At 62.1% G+C, this 16,625-nt stretch carries 13 protein-coding genes; 9 read left to right on the top strand and 4 right to left on the bottom strand.

Features of this window, described 5'->3' with window-relative positions:
• The first annotated feature begins 35 nt into the window (after window positions 1–35).
• Both J5X93_RS04730 and J5X93_RS04725 read left to right on the top strand, forming a co-directional pair.
• Window positions 36–1,079 carry a calcium/sodium antiporter gene (locus tag J5X93_RS04730; protein ID WP_102082752.1) on the top strand — a complete coding sequence of 348 codons (1,044 nt, stop codon included), beginning with the start codon at window positions 36–38 and terminating at the stop codon, window positions 1,077–1,079.
• A gap of 10 nt (window positions 1,080–1,089) precedes the next feature.
• Window positions 1,090–1,464, top strand: a complete 375-nt coding sequence (locus tag J5X93_RS04725) for a carboxymuconolactone decarboxylase family protein (RefSeq protein ID WP_043213226.1) — start codon at window positions 1,090–1,092, stop codon at window positions 1,462–1,464.
• A gap of 120 nt (window positions 1,465–1,584) precedes the next feature.
• On the opposite strand, the gene J5X93_RS04720 is transcribed toward J5X93_RS04725, so the two are convergent.
• The 4 genes from J5X93_RS04720 to J5X93_RS04705 all read right to left on the bottom strand — a co-directional run bounded on the left by J5X93_RS04720 (window position 1,585) and on the right by J5X93_RS04705 (window position 6,722).
• Window positions 1,585–2,943 carry an amino acid permease gene (locus J5X93_RS04720; protein ID WP_043213224.1) on the bottom strand — a complete coding sequence of 453 codons (1,359 nt, stop codon included), beginning with the start codon at window positions 2,941–2,943 and terminating at the stop codon, window positions 1,585–1,587.
• Between the two features lie 54 nt (window positions 2,944–2,997).
• On the bottom strand, window positions 2,998–3,939 hold the full coding sequence (locus tag J5X93_RS04715; protein WP_043213222.1) for an AEC family transporter: 942 nt from the start codon (window positions 3,937–3,939) through the stop codon (window positions 2,998–3,000).
• 966 nt (window positions 3,940–4,905) lie between these two features.
• Window positions 4,906–5,466 carry a response regulator transcription factor gene (locus tag J5X93_RS04710; protein WP_070093026.1) on the bottom strand — a complete coding sequence of 187 codons (561 nt, stop codon included), beginning with the start codon at window positions 5,464–5,466 and terminating at the stop codon, window positions 4,906–4,908.
• The gene (locus J5X93_RS04705; protein WP_070577091.1) at window positions 5,463–6,722 is read right to left on the bottom strand and encodes an ATP-binding protein; all 1,260 of its coding nucleotides are present in this window, start codon (window positions 6,720–6,722) and stop codon (window positions 5,463–5,465) included. The genes J5X93_RS04710 and J5X93_RS04705 overlap by 4 nt, the downstream gene beginning before the upstream one ends.
• Window positions 6,723–6,920: 198 nt before the next feature.
• Between J5X93_RS04705 and J5X93_RS04700 the strand changes: the two genes are divergently transcribed.
• The 7 genes from J5X93_RS04700 to J5X93_RS04670 all read left to right on the top strand — a co-directional run bounded on the left by J5X93_RS04700 (window position 6,921) and on the right by J5X93_RS04670 (window position 16,619).
• A complete protein-coding gene (locus tag J5X93_RS04700) occupies window positions 6,921–7,637 on the top strand; it encodes an SIMPL domain-containing protein (protein ID WP_250034488.1) in 717 nt (238 codons plus the stop codon).
• Between the two features lie 334 nt (window positions 7,638–7,971).
• The gene (locus J5X93_RS04695; RefSeq protein ID WP_090345310.1) at window positions 7,972–9,597 is read left to right on the top strand and encodes an ABC transporter substrate-binding protein; all 1,626 of its coding nucleotides are present in this window, start codon (window positions 7,972–7,974) and stop codon (window positions 9,595–9,597) included.
• Window positions 9,598–9,759: 162 nt separating this feature from the next.
• Window positions 9,760–11,352 carry an ABC transporter substrate-binding protein gene (locus tag J5X93_RS04690; RefSeq protein WP_250034487.1) on the top strand — a complete coding sequence of 531 codons (1,593 nt, stop codon included), beginning with the start codon at window positions 9,760–9,762 and terminating at the stop codon, window positions 11,350–11,352.
• Window positions 11,353–11,555: 203 nt separating this feature from the next.
• Complete coding sequence (locus J5X93_RS04685; RefSeq protein ID WP_043208163.1) at window positions 11,556–12,932, top strand: OprD family porin; 1,377 nt, start codon at window positions 11,556–11,558, stop codon at window positions 12,930–12,932.
• A 65-nt stretch (window positions 12,933–12,997) separates the two neighbouring features.
• On the top strand, window positions 12,998–14,593 hold the full coding sequence (locus J5X93_RS04680) for an ABC transporter substrate-binding protein (protein WP_250034484.1): 1,596 nt from the start codon (window positions 12,998–13,000) through the stop codon (window positions 14,591–14,593).
• 78 nt (window positions 14,594–14,671) lie between these two features.
• Window positions 14,672–15,682, top strand: coding sequence for an ABC transporter permease subunit (locus tag J5X93_RS04675; RefSeq protein ID WP_043208159.1), 1,011 nt, complete (start codon window positions 14,672–14,674; stop codon window positions 15,680–15,682).
• A 10-nt stretch (window positions 15,683–15,692) separates the two neighbouring features.
• Entirely contained in the window at window positions 15,693–16,619 is a 927-nt protein-coding gene (locus J5X93_RS04670; protein WP_043208158.1) for an ABC transporter permease subunit, read from the top strand.
• Window positions 16,620–16,625 lie beyond the last annotated feature (6 nt).

The raw sequence follows: 16,625 nt of genomic DNA, 5'->3' as shown, positions 1-16,625 counted from the left end.
ACCTGGCCACCCTTCCCACCTTCAGCCTTCTGCAACTGGGCGTGGGCCTCGTGCTGCTCGTCATCGGCGCGGAGCTTTTGGTACGCGCTGCCTTGCGCCTGGCCACGCGCCTGCACGTACGCCCGCTGATCATCGGTCTGAGTCTGGTGGCTTTCGGCAGTACCGCGCCGCAACTGACCGTGAGCCTGCAAGCGGCCTACCAGGGGGCACCGGACGTCGCAGTGGGCAGCGTAGTCGGCAGCAATATCTTCAATGTGCTGGTGATTCTCGGCCTGGCTGCGTTGATCATTCCCTTGCGAGTTTCCCGGCAACTGGTGCGTCTGGACATCCCGCTGATGATCGCCGCCAGCGCGCTGGTCTATCTGCTGGCAATCAACGGACAGCTGGGGCGACTCGAAGGCCTGCTGCTCTTGCTTGGTCTGCTGGGTTATCTGGCCATGCTCTGGCACCAGTCACGCCACTACGCCCGGACCTACCCGGCCCCCGAGGCCGTTCATAGCAGCGCTCCACGCTTCTGGAGCGGCGCCGCGCTGCAAGTATTGTTCGGCCTGGGCTTGCTGAGCCTGGGAGGCCACCTGCTGCTGGAGGCGGCGGTCGAGGTCGCCACCGACCTGGGTCTTTCCGAGCGAATCATCGGCCTTACGGTCGTCGCGGTCTGCACATCGCTGCCCGAGCTCGCAGCAGCATTGATCGCCGCCTTGCGAGGTGAACGGGAGATCGCAGTAGGCACGGTGATCGGCAGCAACCTGTTCAACCTGCTGGCCGTGCTGGGTCTGACCGCCCTGGTCACCCCGACACCCTTGTCGATCTCACCCAATGCCTTGGACTTCGACTTACCGGTGATGTTGGGCGTCGCGGCACTGAGCCTGCCGGTGTTCTATTCCGGCTACCGGGTCACCCGCGCTGAAGGCCTGGTGTTCCTTTGCCTGTATCTGGCCTATGGCCTGCATGTGGTGGCGTTCACCACCGGCATGCCGCTGGCTGGCCGCCTGGAGCGGCTCATGCTGTTCTACGTAATGCCCGTGCTCGGCCTGGTGCTGCTGTACACCACGGTACGCGCCTGGCGCCGTCAACACTAAGGAATTGGATATGACCGACTCGAGAAAATCCGGCGAGCAGATACGCCGCCAGGTCATGGGCGATGCGTTCGTCGACCGGGCACTGAACAACGCCACCGACTTCACCCAGCCACTGCAGGACTTCGTCAACGAACACGCCTGGGGCAGCGTCTGGGCCCGTGAAGGGTTGCCACTCAAGACCCGCAGCCTGATCACCTTGGCCGCCTTGACCGCCCTCAAATGCCCTCAAGAGCTCAAAGGCCATGTCCGCGGTGCATTGAACAACGGCTGCACCGTGGAAGAGATTCGCGAAGCGCTGCTGCACTGCGCTGTGTATGCGGGGGTGCCAGCGGCAATCGATGCGTTCCGCGCGGCACAGGAAGTGATCGACAGCTACGAAGGCTGAAGCCGTCTTCAATGCCCCGCCGCTTCGCGGCCTTACCACACCCACAGGTATTGCGCTGCCTTCATTCAGTGCGCAACACCTGTGGAAGTGGATTCATCCGCGACGAAGCCGCCGCCGTTCTTATCTGGCTTGGCGAGCCTTCTTCAACTTGAACGCCACCCACAAGACCGCGATCCACAGCGGGATCAGCATCACGGAAATGCGGATCGGTGGCGTCAGGTACATCACCACCAAGATCAACACGATGAATGCCAGGCACAGGTAGTTGGTCAGCGGATGTCCCAGACTGCGGTAGAACGGCATGATGCCCGCCGCCAGCTTGGCCTTGCGGAACTTCAGGTGGGTGATGCTGATGCTCGCCCAGTTGATAACCAGTGCCGATACTGCCAGCGCCATCAGCAAGCCGAAGGCCTCCCCCGGCATCAGATAGTTGATCAGCACGCAAAGCCCTGTCGCCAGCGCAGAGACACCCAACGCGGTCAACGGCACACCCCGGCGGCTGACTTTCAGCAATTGACGCGGGGCATCGCCCTGGCTGGCCAGGCCGAACAGCATGCGGCTGTTGGCGTATACGCAGCTGTTGTACACCGACAGCGCAGCGGTGAGCACCACGATGTTGAGGATGGTCGCCACCAGATCGCTATCCAGTTCGTGGAAGATCATCACGAACGGGCTGCCGCCTTGCACGACTTTCTGCCAAGGGTAGAGCGACAACAGCACCGCCAGGGCGCCGATGTAGAAAATCAGGATGCGATAGACCACCTGGTTGGTGGCCTTCGGAATGCTTTCACGGGGGTTGTCCGCTTCAGCAGCGGTGATTCCCACCAGCTCCAACCCGCCGAAGGAGAACATGATCACCGCCAGGGCCATGATCAGCCCGGTGATGCCGTTGGGGAAGAACCCACCGTACTGCCACAGGTTGGCAACACTGGCGTCCGGCCCGCCATGGCCACTGCCCAGCAGCCAGGCACCAAAGCCGATCATGCTGACGATGGCCACCACCTTGACCAGGGCGAACCAGAACTCCAGTTCACCGTAGACCTTCACCTGGGTCAGGTTGATGGCGTTGATCACCACGAAGAAGATCGCTGCGGTGGCCCAGGTGGGGAAATCCGGCCACCAGTACTGCACGTAGATACCGACGGCCGTGAGTTCGGCCATGCCGACCAGCACATACACCACCCAGTAGTTCCAGCCTGAGACAAAACCTGCGAACTCGCTCCAGTACTGATGGGCGAAGTGGCTGAAGCTGCCAGCGACCGGCTCTTCGACCACCATCTCGCCGAGTTGGCGCATGATCAGAAAAGCCATCAAGCCAGCGATGGCATAGCCCAGCAGAACGGACGGGCCGGCCAACTGGATGGTCTGGGCGATTCCCAGGAAAAGCCCGGTGCCGATGGCCCCGCCCAGCGCGATAAGCTGGATGTGGCGATTCTTCAGCCCGCGCTGCAACCGCTCGGGCGTGCTCTGGTCTTGCATGAAGTGTCCTCAATTCGGGAGGCAGTGTTGTTGGTGTTGTTTGCAGTCAAGGATCTAGATCCATCCGCCCCACTGCAAGATGAAAATGCCAATATTGGTGGTGATCGCAGCAAGTAGCGTAGTAATCACGATGATCGAGGCTGCCAGCTCATGATTGCCATTGGCGGCCCGCGCCATCACATAGCTGGCAGCGGCGGTCGGGCTGCCGATATAGAGGAACAGGATGCCCAGTTCCGCTCCTCGAAAACCCCATAACCAGGCGCCCAGCGTGCCGAGCAATGGCAGCCAGACAACCTTGACCAGGCTGGCATCGATCGCCAGCCTGCCGCTGTCACGCAGCGCCGCGAGGGACAAGGTGCCACCGATGCAGATCAGTGCCAGCGGCAGGGTCATTTGCGCCAAGTAGTCGCTGGAGGTGAGCAACCAGTTGGGCAATGGAATCTGGGCGTAAGCCATGGGGGCGGCAAGCAGCACGCTGATGATCAGCGGGTTGCTGAGGATGCTCTTGCAGATGCTCCAGGGGTCGGACTTCAGGTCCGGGCTGTAGACCGCCAGGACCACTGCCGACAGGGAGTTGTACAAAAGGATTACCAACCCCGCGAGCACTGCCCCCAGGGAAATGCCGTAGTCACCGTACAGACTGGCCGCCAGGGCCAGGCCGATCACACCGTTGTTGCCGCGAAAGGCGCCCTGGGTGTAGATGCCCCGGTCGACAGGCGGACAGCGCCAGATGGCCAGGCCCCAGGCCATGGCGAAGCCTGCCAGGGTGGCGATGATGAAATAGACCAGTACTCCGGGCTTGACTGCGGTGGCGAGGTCGGCGTGATAGATACCCAGGAACAGTAAGGCTGGCATGCAGACATTGAAGACCAGGGTCGAGGCGACCTTGATGAAGCTGTCGTCGATCAGGCGGATGCGTTTGAGGAGCACGCCCATGAACAGCATGGCGAACACCGGGGCCGTGATGTTCAGCGTCTGGATGAGGAGGGCGAGCATTGCGGGTCCTGGGGGGTTGCCGTTAGGGGGCTAATGATACGCGAGCGGTGGGAGTTGCGGGGAATTGGCGGTGATTTAGGAAGCTTCCTGCAAGTTTGGCTTTCAGGCTGGGTGAATATCCGGGTTTGGTGGGGGCGCCACCGGCGCTTTTCGCCTTTACGGCGACCTACTTTTGCTCTTGGGCAAAAGTAGGCAAAAACCGCTGGCTCCCACATGCGGCCCCTGCGCTGCGCTCCGGGGTTCCCTCCGCTCCGGTGCCTTACGGGGCTCCGCGGCCTCCGGCTGGCTACGCCAGCCTCCATCTCGCGACTTCGGCTCACGCCGAAGGGCGCTGCGCGCCTGCCCCTACAGACACCTCCACTCGGCCTTCTGAGGTCGCGATGGGTGGTGTCTGGACTATCGCGCATCAAAAGCAACGGCAACGGCAACGGCAACGGCAACGGCAAACAAGTTAATTGTTTGGGTGTTTATTGCTGCCTATTCACGAGTAGGAACGTCGAACCGCCGCTCCTACAGGCACAGCGCCGTTCTCAAGAGCGGCGGTGAGCCTGTGTGAACGGCGGTTCGGCGTCCCGATTTAATCGCAAATAGGCCCAAAAGCTCACCACAAAAACCACTCAATGAAACAACGCCAGCCCAGGCGCCGCCCGTAACTTGCGCCCCATCAGCAGGCCGAGCGGAGGTGTCTGTAGGGGCAGGCGCGTAGCGCCCTTCGGCGTAGCCGGAGTCGCGAGATGGAGGCTGGCGTAGCCAGCCGGAGGCCGCGAGGCCCCGTAAGACACCGCAGCGAGGGGACCCGGTGCGAAGCGCCGGGCCGGATGCAGGGGCGCGCGGCTTTTGGTTACTTTTGGCCAAGACCAAAAGTGACCCGCCGTAAGGGCGGAAAGGTGAATCAGCGTCGACAAATCAAACGGATAAGCCCACAAACCTCAAAACCCACAACCACAAACCACAAACCACAAAGCCTCACCGCCGCACAGGCCGCTTCTGCAACTTACGCTGCAACGTGCGCCGATGCATCCCAAGGGCCCGCGCCGTCGCGGATATGTTCCCGTCATGCTCGGCCAACACCCGCTGGATATGCTCCCACTGCAGACGATCCACCGACATCGGGTTCTCCGGCACCAGCGAATCCAGATCCGCATGCTCGGACAACAGCGCCGCCAACACATCATCGGCGTCCGCCGGCTTGCACAGATAGTTGCAGGCACCGCGCTTGATAGCCTCAACCGCGGTGGCGATGCTCGAATAACCCGTCAGGATCAACACCCGCATTTCAGGGTCCAGCTCCAGCAGCTTGGGCAGCAGCGCCAGCCCGGAATCGCCGTCCATCTTGAGGTCTAGGGTCGCGTAATCAGGCACGTCCTGCTTGGCCAGCACCAACCCCTCCTCGGCCGAGGAGGCGGTGCTCACGCGGAAACCGCGACGGCTCATGGCGCGCGCCATGACGCGGGTGAAGGTGGCGTCGTCGTCCACCAGCAACAAGTGCGGCAGCTCTTCGCCTTCGACCAGGTTTTCTTCGCTCATCGTTCATCTCCTCGCTTGCCATGGGGCAGGCGCAGCTCGGTGAGGGTGCCGCCCTGTTCATGACTATAGAGTTTCACCGAGCCGCCAGCACGGGTCACGCTGGCCTTGCTCAGGAACAGGCCCAGGCCGAAGCCTTTGCCCTTGGTGGTAAAGAAGGGTTTACCGATCGCCTCGGCGATGGCGACGGGAACGCCAGGGCCGTGATCGCGGATCGTGATGATGATGTCCTGGGCGTTCCAGTCCAGGCGCACTTCCAGATCCTCGGGGCAGGCATCGGCGGCGTTGTTAAGCAGATTGAGCAAGGCCTGGGTCAAGTCCGGGGGGGGCGTCAGACGCGGAACCTGGCCATCGCGCAGGCGCTGGAAGCGGTAGGTGGCCTCCGGGCGCATCAGGTGCCAGCGGTTGAGCGCTTCATCCAGCCAGGCGGTCACCTCCTGCTCGACCACGCTCAGACGACGGTTGGCTTCGGCGGCGCGGACCAGTTGCTGCAAGGTCTCCTTGCACAGCTTGACCTGGTCCTGAAGGATCTCCAGGTCTTCCTGCAATTGCGGGTCTGTGTGGTCCTGACGCATTTCATTGAGCAGCACGCTCATGGTCGCCAGAGGCGTGCCCAGTTCATGGGCGGCCCCGGCGGCCTGGGTGGCCACGGCGAGCAGTTGCTCGTCTCGAAGGCTCTCCTCGCGGCGATCGGCGCGCAGTTTCTCCTGGCGACGAAGCTCTTCGGCCATGCGTGCGGCGAAGAACGTGATCACGCCGGCCGCCAAGGCGATGCTCAACCACATGCCATAGACCTGCATCTTTTCCCGGGCCATGGGCAGGGTCTCGAGCGGGTAGAACTGCACCAGCAGCAGGCTATAGGCCACCAGAGCAATGCCAGACAGCACCAGCGAATAGATCCATGGCAAGGTCACCGCGGCGATCGCCAGAGGTACCAGGTAGTAGGAAACGAACGGGTTGGTCGAGCCGCCGGAGTAGTACAGCAAGGCACTGTGGATCAGCAGGTCACAGGCCAGCTGCAGGGCATACTCGAGTTCGGTGACCGGCAACGACAAGCGCAGACGCAAGGCGGTGAAGGCACACAGCAACGACGACAGGGCCAGTGTGATGGCCAGCGACAGCCAGGGCAGCGGGACCAGTTCGGTCCAATAGGCCACGCCAACGGAGCCAGCCTGGGCGGCCAGGACCAGGATACGAATGAAGGTCAGACGCCAGAGGTTCTGGCGCGTAGCGGACAGCGGATGTGCGGCAGCGAGCATGAGCTCTCCTGATGAGTGCTCCAGGAAAATCGACCGGAGTATACCGAAGCCAGGCGCCCCGCTGCAGCGATGCGGCAAAGCGCCACACTTTGTCACAGGTTAATGATGGCATTTAGGAACCCACTACACTGTTCCCGGTCTGATGGGCCATGCGCGGGATGGACAATGCCCGCGCCTTTATTTGCCAAGGAGTCCTACATGCACATCCCCCGTCGTGGCATCGCGCTGATCCTGTCCTGTGGCCTGCTGGCCAGCCTGCCGGCGTTGGCGGACGATGCGCCGCGCTACAACCAGGTATCGCTGCGCGCCGAAGTCACCAAGGAAGTGGCGCGCGACTTGATGGTCGTAACCCTGTACAGCGAAGCCCAGAACAACGACCCAGGCAAGCTGGCCAAGGAAATCACCGAGACCATGAACAAAGCCGTGCAGCAGGCACGCCAGGTCAAGGACGTGAAGATCAGCCAGGGTAGCCGCAACAGCTACCCGGTCTATGACAGCAAAGGCCAGAAGATCACTGGCTGGCGCGAACGCGCCGAACTGCGCCTGGAAAGCGCCGACTTCCCAGCCCTGTCCAAACTCACCGGGGAACTGCTCCAAGACCTGAAAATGGGCGGCATGGACTTCTCCATTGCCCAAGCCACCCGCAAGAGCAACGAGGACGCCCTGCTCAAGGAGGCCGTCGACGCCTTCAAGGCACGCGCCCAGTTGGCCACCGAAGCCCTCGGCGGCAAAGGCTACAAAGTGGTCAGCCTGAACCTCAACAGCAGCGGCTACCCACGCCCCTACCTGCGCAGCGCGCCGATGGCCATGAAGGCCATGGCAGCCGATGAAGCCGCTCCCGCGCCGGACATCGAAGCCGGTACCAGCGAAGTCAGCATGAACGCCGATGGCCTGATCGAAGTCCAGATGCCCTGATCGACCTCAGTGAACCGAAGCGACGGGTGCAATGCCCGTCGCTTTGATGTCATTTCCAGAACTGACAGTTTCAAAGCCTCATTCCTACAGCGCTATAGCTGCTTTCCTATTGACTTCAAAGTTGAAAAACATCTGGCAAATTGCCTGCAAAAAACCAGCGCAAACGTTCAACTTTCATGAAAATTACATGGATGCGACATCCATGTACGTTAGTCCCACAATTTTGACGTCAACTATCCCTCTGCCTGTTGCATTGGCGATCTACCCTGCATAAGTATCCGCAGGTCGGCTCACGAGGCCGCCTCAATCGAAAAATGACAACAATGAGGCCACCATGCTTAAACACGCAGTCATTCCGTTCCTGGTCAGCGCAGGCTTGCTCGCCGGCGCACCCTCCGCGCTAGCCGCGACCAACCTGGTGTTCTGCTCCGAAGGCAGCCCCGCAGGCTTCGACCCGGGCCAATACACCACAGGAACCGACTTCGACGCCTCGGCCGAAACCGTCTTCAATCGCCTCACCCAGTTCGAGCGCGGCGGCACCGCGGTCATTCCGGGGCTGGCAACCAAGTGGGACGTCTCCGACGACGGCAAGACCTACACCTTCCACCTGCGCGAAGGCGTCAAGTTCCACACCACCGACTTCTTCAAGCCGACCCGCGAGTTCAACGCCGACGACGTGCTGTTCACCTTCAACCGCATGCTCGACAAGAACCATCCGTTCCGCAAAGCCTACCCCACCGAATTCCCCTACTTCACCGACATGGGAATGGACAAGAACATCGCCCGTCTCGAAAAGGTCGACGATCACACTGTACGCTTCACCCTCAACGAGGTGGACGCCGCCTTCATCCAGAACCTGGCCATGAGCTTCGCCTCGATCCAGTCCGCCGAGTACGCCGACCAGTTGCTCAAGCAGGGCAAGGCCGCCGACATCAACCAGAAACCGATCGGCACCGGCCCGTTCGTGTTCAGCAAGTACCAGAAGGACGCCCAGATCCGTTTCAAGGGCAACAAGGACTACTGGAACCCCGATGACGTGAAGATCGACAACCTGATCTTCGCCATCAGTACCGACGCCTCGGTACGCATGCAGAAGCTCAAGAAGAACGAGTGCCAGGTCACTCTGTTCCCACGCCCTGCCGATATCGAGCCGCTGAAGAAAGATCCGAAACTTCAAATGCCTGAACAGGCCGGCTTCAACCTTGGCTACATCGCCTACAACGTGATGGACAAGATCAAGGGCAGCAACGAAGCCAACCCCCTGTCCCAGCTGAAGGTTCGCCAGGCACTGGACATGGCGGTGAACAAGCAGCAGATCATCGAATCGGTGTACCAGGGCGCAGGCCAACTGGCGGTCAACGCCATGCCGCCGACGCAGTGGTCCTACGACACCTCCATCAAGGATGCCAAGTACGACCCGGAGAAAGCCAAGCAGCTGCTCAAGGAAGCCGGCATCAAGGAAGGCACCGAGATCACCCTGTGGGCCATGCCCGTGCAGCGCCCCTACAACCCCAACGCCAAGTTGATGGCCGAAATGCTCCAGTCCGACTGGGCCAAGATCGGCATCAAGGCCAAGATCGTCAGCTACGAGTGGGGCGAGTACATCAAGCGTTCCAAAGGCGGCGAGCAAGGCGCCATGCTGATCGGCTGGAGCGGCGACAACGGTGACCCCGACAACTGGCTGGGTACCCTCTACGGCTGCGATGCCATGGATGGGAACAACTTCTCCAAGTGGTGCTACAAGCCCTACGACGACCTGATCAAGCAGGCCAAGGCCACTTCCGACCAGGCCAAGCGCACCGAGCTGTATCAAAAAGCGCAACACATCCTCAAGGAGCAAGTGCCGATCACGCCGATCGCTCACTCCACTGTCTATCAGCCGATGAGCGACAAGGTGAAGGACTTCAAGATCAGCCCGTTCGGCCTGAACTCCTTCTACGGCGTCAGCGTGGAGAAATAGGGCCAGCCCCTGCGCCGTGGGCCTGAGCGCCCACGGTGACATTCCGCGCCACGAGCGCCCCCCAGAAACAAGCGCCCTCCCGATGCCACCCGCAGCGGGATCGGATTCCTGTTGCCGCGATTCCTACAAGGTTGCGGCACGACAGATGCAAAAGGACTAGCCATGCGCCCCATCACTCTCCTCGGCACCCTGCTCGGCCTCGGCCTGATGACCCAGGCCCCCGACCTGCTCGCCAAGAACCTGGTGTTCTGTTCCGAAGGCAGCCCGGCCGGCTTCGACACCGCCCAGTACACCAGCGCTACCGACAACGATGCCGCCGAGCCGATCTACAACCGCCTGGTCGAATTCGAGCGAGGCGGCACTGCCGTGCATCCGGCGCTGGCGACCTTCTGGGAGATCTCCGAGGATGGCATGCGCTACACCTTCCACCTGCGCGAAGGCGTCAAGTTCCATGGCAACAAGGACTTCACGCCAAGCCGTGATTTCAGCGCCGACGACGTGCTGTTCACCTTCAATCGCATGCTCGACAAACGACACCCCTTCCGCAGGGCCTACCCCACCGAGTTCCCCTACTTCGTCAGCATGGGGCTGGACAAGAACATCGCCAAGGTCGAAAAGACCGGCCCGCTGACGGTGGTGTTCACCCTCAACAGTGTCGATGCCGCGTTCATCCAGAACCTCGCCATGAGCTTCGCCTCGATCCTCTCCGCCGAATACGCCGACCACCTGCTGGCCGAAGGTCGCGCCAGCGACATCAACCAAAAGCCGATCGGCACCGGCCCGTTCGTGTTCCAGCGTTACCAGAAGGATTCGCAGATTCGCTACAAGGGCAACCCGGCCTATTGGGCGCCGGAGCAGGTCAAGCTCGACAACTTAGTGTTCTCCATCAACATCGACCCTTCGGTACGCATCCAGAAACTCCGCCGCAACGAATGCCAGGTCACCTTGCATCCCCGCCCCGCCGACCTGCCGGCGATCAAGGCCGACAGCAAGCTGAGCGTGCTGCACAAGCCGGGCTTCAACCTTGGCTATATCGCCTACAACACCCAGCATCCGCCCTTCGATCGCCTCGAGGTACGCCAGGCCATGGACATGGCCGTGAACAAGCAGGCGATCATCCAGGCCGTGTACCAAGACTCCGGCCAGGCGGCGGTCAACGCCATGCCGCCGACTCAGTGGTCCTATGACAAAACCATCAAGGACGCAGGTTTCAACCCGGCCAAAGCCCGCGAACTGCTCCAGGCCGCCGGCGTCAAGGAGGGCACCGAAGTGACCCTGTGGGCCATGCCGGTACAGCGGCCCTACAACCCCAATGCCAAGCTGATGGCCGAGATGCTCCAAGCCGACTGGGCCAAGGTCGGCATCAAGGCCAGGATCGTCAGTTACGAATGGGGGGAATACCTCAAGCGCATGAAAAACGGCGAGCACGACATCGCCCTGATCGGTTGGACCGGCGACAACGGCGACCCGGACAACTGGCTGGGGACTCTGTACAGCTGCGATGCCATCGGCAGCAACAACTACTCCCTGTGGTGCGACCGTGAGTACGACACGCTGGTCAAGCAGGCCAAGCAGGTCACCGACCGCGAGCAGCGCACCCGGCTCTATCAGCAAGCCCAGCAACGTCTCAAGCAACAGGTGCCGATCACCCCGGTGGCCCACTCCACGGTCAACCAGCCGATCAGCGCCAAGGTCAAGGACTTTCGCGTCAGCCCCTTTGGACGCAACGACTTTTCCGGTGTGAGTGTTGACTGATTAGCCCCTCTCTTCGCGAGTAAACCCGCTCCCGCACTGATCACCGCCCCTGCGGCAGCGGGTTTATCCATGAACAGACCGGCACCGCCAGCACAACGCCCCCGACTCTGCCCGGCGATCCCGCGGCACCCCTGGCAACACCGCAGCAAAACCCCCAGCCCACAAGGCGCGGGAATAACTAGAAATAGAAAGGGAGCTTCACCTTGAGACGTACAACCTTTACCGCACTGGCCCTGTCGTTAGGCGCATTGTCCGCCACAGCCCAGGCCGAACCCGTCAGCCAGGACTTCGTCCCGGTCACCCTCAAATCCAGCAGCGAGCAGGCCGAGGCCACAGGCTTTCTCGAAGGCCAAAGCCTGACCGGTAGCACGCGCAACTGGTACGCCCGCGAACGCGCAACTCGCGCACCGCTGTTCAGGTACTACAAGAGCGACGGCACTCTGCACCGGACTCACAGCCGTGACAACTGGGTGCAGGGCACCATCCTGAATTACAGCTCAGGCTTCACCCAAGGCACCGTGGGCTTCGCTGTCGAAGCCGCCGGCTACAACGCCATCGCCCTCGAGCGTGGCCGCGCCGCGGTGGCCGGGCCGAACAACCGCACGCTGACCCACAGCGATGGCGACGTGATCGGCCAGTGGAGCAAGATGGGCTTGGGCAACGTCAAGGCACGGGTATCCAACAGTACCCTTACCGTGGGCCGTCAGTCGGTGGACACGCCGATGATTTCCTACATCGGCAACCGCGCGTTGCCGTCGAGCTTCCAGGGTGCATTCCTGCACAGCGCCGAATTCGACAACCTGTCGTTCGACCTGGGCACCTTCGACCGCGTCTCGCCCCGTACCGAGCAGAGCTTGAGCAAGTTCCGCAGCGAGTATGGCAATGGCGTGGAAACCGACCGTGCCAGCACCGCCGGGGTCAACTACCAGCCGTTCAAGAGCCTCTCCACCAGCCTCTACGCCACCAAGGTCGACGACTTCTGGAACCAGTACTATTTCGGCGCCAACCACGTGCTGGGCGACAGCGCGGTGCTGAGCCTGACCACGGGCCTGAACTACTACAAGACCGTGGATACCGGCAGCAAGAAGATGGGCGAGATCGACAACGACACCTACAGCCTGTCGTTCGGCCTCACCCATCAGGCCCACACGCTCAGCGCCTCCTGGCAACAGGTCAACGGCAACGAGTACTTCGACTACCTGCACGAAACCAACGGCATCTACCTGGCCAACTCGCTGCTGTCGGACTTCAACGGCCCCAACGAGAAGTCCCTGCAGATCTCCTACGTGCTGAACATGGCCCCCTATGGCGTGCCGGGCTTGAAGTTCAACGTCTACAACGCCCGTGGCTGGGGTATCGACGGCACCCACTACCGGGGCGATGCCTACGACGTCAAAGGCATGGATGGCGAGACCCACTACGAGTGGGGCATCGGTACCAGCTACGCCGTGCAGAGCGGTCCGCTGAAAGACACCAGCATCCGCGCCACCTACACCGCGCACCGCGCCAGCAAAGCCCAGGCCGACGGTAGCCTGGACGAGCTGCGTATCGTCACCACCATTCCATTCAACATCCTCTGACCCCCGCTTCGGCCCGCCTTGTGCGGGCCGAAGCGCTACGCTGGAACAATCTGCAGGGAGGTTTCATGACATCGCTACCATTACGTGCCGCCCTGGCGGCCGTCCTTCTCGGCGCCGCGACCCAGCTCGCGGCCAAGCCGTTGGTGGTGTGCACCGAGGCGAGCCCGGAAGGCTTCGACATCGTCCAGTACACCACCGCGGTCACCGCCGACGCCTCGGCCGAGACGCTCTTCAATCGCCTGGTCGACTTCAAGCCCGGTACCACCGATATCCAGCCGGCGCTGGCCAAAAGCTGGGACATCAGCCCGGACGGGCTGACCTACACCTTCCACCTGCGCGAAGGCGTCAAGTTCCACACCACCCCGTACTTCAAACCCACACGCGACTTCAATGCCGATGACGTGCTTTGGAGCCTCAACCGCCAGCTTGACCCGAAGCATCCCTGGCACGACAAGACCAGCGTCGGCTATCCCTACTTCGAGAGCATGGCCTTCAAGGACTTGCTCAAGTCGGTAAGCAAGACCGACGACCACACCGTGGTGATCACCCTGACCCGTCCGGAAGCCCCCTTCCTGCGCGACATGGCCATGGCCTTCACCTCGATCTACTCCGCCGAGTACGGCGACCAGTTGCTCAAGGCCGGCAAGACTGGCGAGCTCAACAGCAAGCCGATCGGCACCGGGCCGTTCATCTTCCAGCGCTACAACAAGGACGCCCAGGTTCGCTACAAGCCCAACCCGGATTACTTCCGGGGCAAACCACCGGCAGACGCGTTGATCTTCGCCATCGCCACCGACAGCAACGTGCGTCTGCAAAAGCTGCGTGCCAACGAGTGTCAGATCGCCCTGTATCCAAAGCCGGACGACGTGCCGGCGATCAAGGCCGATCCGAAACTCAAGGTTGCCGAGATCGAGGCGCTGGTCACCGGTTACATCGCCATTAACACAGAGCACAAGTACCTGAATGACGTACGGGTGCGCAAAGCCCTCAATATGGCCTTCGACCGTCAGCATCACATTGACCAGCTGTTCGGCAAAGGCAACGCGACCGAGGCGGTCAATCCGTACCCGCATACCATGTTGGGCAACAACGTGACGATCCAGAATCCGCCACGCGACCTGGACAAGGCCCGAGCGCTGTTGAAGGAAGCTGGCGTGCCGGAGGGGACCGTGATGAGCCTCTTCACCCGCAACGGTGGCGGGCCAACCAACCCCAACCCGCGGCTCTCCGCCGAGATGCTCCAGGCGGACCTGGCCCAGATCGGCATCAAGCTGGACATCCGGGTGATGGAATGGGCCGAAATGCTGCGCCGTGCCAAAGCCGGTGAAGCCGACCTGGTGTCTGCCGGCTGGGCCAGCGACAACGGTGACCCGGACAACTTCCTCGGCCCGTTGCTCAGCTGCGAGGCTGCAAAGAACGGTGAGAACTACGCCCGCTGGTGCAACAAGACGTTCCAGGATCTGATCACCCGCGCACGCACGATCACCAAGGATGAAGAGCGCGGATGGGTCTATGCCGAGGCCATGAGGGTGTACGATGACGACCAACCCTGGATCAACATGGCCCATCCCAAGATGTTCACCGCCATGCGTGACAACGTGGAGGGTTACGTGATCAACCCTCTGACCAACAACAACTTCGCCACCACCAAGGTGAAGTAACACAACAACAACGACCGCCGGCGACCCACACGGGAACCGGCGGCACCGCCTGACCGGCTTAATGAGGTACACCCGACGATGTTGAGTTTTATTGCCCGGCGCCTCGGCTTGCTGATTCCGACCTTCTTCGGCATCACCCTGCTGACCTTCGCGCTCATACGCCTGATCCCCGGCGACCCGGTGGAAGTGATGATGGGCGAACGCAGGGTCGACCCTGAAATGCACGCCCAGGCCATGGAGCGCCTGGGCCTGAACAAACCGCTGCCGGTGCAGTACGTGGATTACATCGGCAAGCTGGCCCAGGGCGACCTGGGCGAGTCCCTGCGCACGCGTGAGAGCGTGTGGAACGAATTTCTCACCCTGTTCCCCGCCACCCTCGAACTGGCCTTCGCCGCCTTGCTGTTCGCTGGCATCGTTGGCTTGTTGGCCGGGGTGATCGCCGCGCTCAAGCGCGGCTCGCTGTTCGACCACGGGGTCATGGGCGTCTCGCTGGCCGGCTACTCCATGCCGATTTTCTGGTGGGGCCTGATCCTGATCATGTTCTTCTCGGTGAGCCTTGGCTGGACGCCGGTCTCAGGGCGGATCGACCTGCTCTACGACATCGAGCCGAAAACCGGCTTCATGTTGATCGACACATTGCTCAGCGACGAGGAAGGCGCGTTCAAGGACGCCGTCATGCACCTGATCCTGCCGGCCATCGTGCTGGGCACCATCCCCCTGGCAGTGATCGCCCGCATGACCCGCTCTTCAATGCTCGAAGTCCTGCGCGAAGACTACATCCGCACCGCCCGCGCCAAGGGCCTGTCGCCCAGCCGCGTGGTGTTCATCCACGGCCTGCGCAACGCACTGATCCCGGTGCTGACGGTGTTCGGCCTGCAGGTCGGCACCTTGCTCGCCGGTGCCGTGCTTACCGAAACCATCTTCTCCTGGCCGGGCATCGGCAAGTGGCTGATCGAAGCCATCGGCGCCCGTGACTACCCCGTGGTCCAGAACGGCATCCTGCTCATCGCCTGCCTGGTGATCCTGGTCAACTTCGTCGTGGACATCCTCTACGGCCTGGCCAACCCACGCATCCGTCATCAGCGCTGAGGCCCAAGCCATGACTAGCCCTATTCCAAAATCCGTCACACCGGCCAGCCCAGTGGACCAGAGCCTGCTCTACCCTTCCCCGTACAAGGAATTCTGGCAGGCGTTCTCGCGCAACAAAGGCGCCGTGGCCGGCCTTGCCTTCATGTGCCTGATCGTGTTCTGCGCACTGTTCGCCCCCTGGATCGCGCCGCACAACCCGAGCGAACAATACCGCGACTTCCTGCTCACCCCGCCGGTGTGGCTCGAAGGCGGTACCTGGCAGTTCATCCTCGGCACCGACGAGCTCGGCCGGGACCTGCTTTCACGCCTGATCCAGGGCGCGCGGCTGTCGCTGCTGATCGGCCTGTCGTCAGTGGTGATGTCGCTGATCCCTGGCATCCTGCTGGGCCTGCTGGCCGGATTCTTCCCGCAGATCCTCGGCCCTTCGATCATGCGCCTGATGGATGTGATGCTGGCGCTGCCATCGCTGCTGCTGGCCGTGGCCATCGTCGCCATCCTCGGCCCTGGCCTGATCAACACCGTGATCGCCATCGCCATCGTCTCGCTGCCCTCCTACGTACGCCTGACCCGCGCGGCGGTGATGGGCGAGCTGAACCGTGACTACGTCACCGCCGCACGTCTGGCCGGAGCCGGCCTGCCGCGCCTGATGTTCGTCACCGTGCTGCCCAACTGCATGGCGCCGCTGATCGTACAGGCCACCTTGAGCTTCTCCTCGGCGATCCTCGACGCCGCCGCCCTGGGTTTCCTGGGTCTGGGCGTGCAGCCGCCGACGCCCGAATGGGGCACCATGCTGGCCTCGGCCCGCGACTACATCGAGCGCGCCTGGTGGGTGGTGAGCCTGCCGGGCCTGACGATCCTGCTCAGTGTGTTGGCAATCAACCTGATGGGCGACGGCCTGCGCGATGCGCTGGACCCGAAACTCAAGAACGCCGCCTGAGGAGAA

Source organism: Pseudomonas sp. BYT-1 (assembly GCF_023611805.1).
Taxonomy (GTDB): domain Bacteria; phylum Pseudomonadota; class Gammaproteobacteria; order Pseudomonadales; family Pseudomonadaceae; genus Aquipseudomonas; species Aquipseudomonas guariconensis.
Note: the sequence above shows the minus strand (reverse complement) of the source record. Positions and strands in the feature narration are given on the sequence as shown.

What these genes read in the sequence shown, in the direction of transcription:
- J5X93_RS04705 (WP_070577091.1), bottom strand. Translation starts at nt 6,722, where the DNA reads ATGCTCGCTGCCGCACATCCGCTGTCCGCTACGCGCCAGAACCTCTGG.
- J5X93_RS04670 (WP_043208158.1), top strand. Translation starts at nt 15,693, where the DNA reads ATGACTAGCCCTATTCCAAAATCCGTCACACCGGCCAGCCCAGTGGAC.
- J5X93_RS04715 (WP_043213222.1), bottom strand. Translation starts at nt 3,939, where the DNA reads ATGCTCGCCCTCCTCATCCAGACGCTGAACATCACGGCCCCGGTGTTC.
- J5X93_RS04695 (WP_090345310.1), top strand. Translation starts at nt 7,972, where the DNA reads ATGCTTAAACACGCAGTCATTCCGTTCCTGGTCAGCGCAGGCTTGCTC.
- J5X93_RS04725 (WP_043213226.1), top strand. Translation starts at nt 1,090, where the DNA reads ATGACCGACTCGAGAAAATCCGGCGAGCAGATACGCCGCCAGGTCATG.
- J5X93_RS04700 (WP_250034488.1), top strand. Translation starts at nt 6,921, where the DNA reads ATGCACATCCCCCGTCGTGGCATCGCGCTGATCCTGTCCTGTGGCCTG.
- J5X93_RS04720 (WP_043213224.1), bottom strand. Translation starts at nt 2,943, where the DNA reads ATGCAAGACCAGAGCACGCCCGAGCGGTTGCAGCGCGGGCTGAAGAAT.
- J5X93_RS04680 (WP_250034484.1), top strand. Translation starts at nt 12,998, where the DNA reads ATGACATCGCTACCATTACGTGCCGCCCTGGCGGCCGTCCTTCTCGGC.
- J5X93_RS04690 (WP_250034487.1), top strand. Translation starts at nt 9,760, where the DNA reads ATGCGCCCCATCACTCTCCTCGGCACCCTGCTCGGCCTCGGCCTGATG.
- J5X93_RS04675 (WP_043208159.1), top strand. Translation starts at nt 14,672, where the DNA reads ATGTTGAGTTTTATTGCCCGGCGCCTCGGCTTGCTGATTCCGACCTTC.
- J5X93_RS04710 (WP_070093026.1), bottom strand. Translation starts at nt 5,466, where the DNA reads ATGAGCGAAGAAAACCTGGTCGAAGGCGAAGAGCTGCCGCACTTGTTG.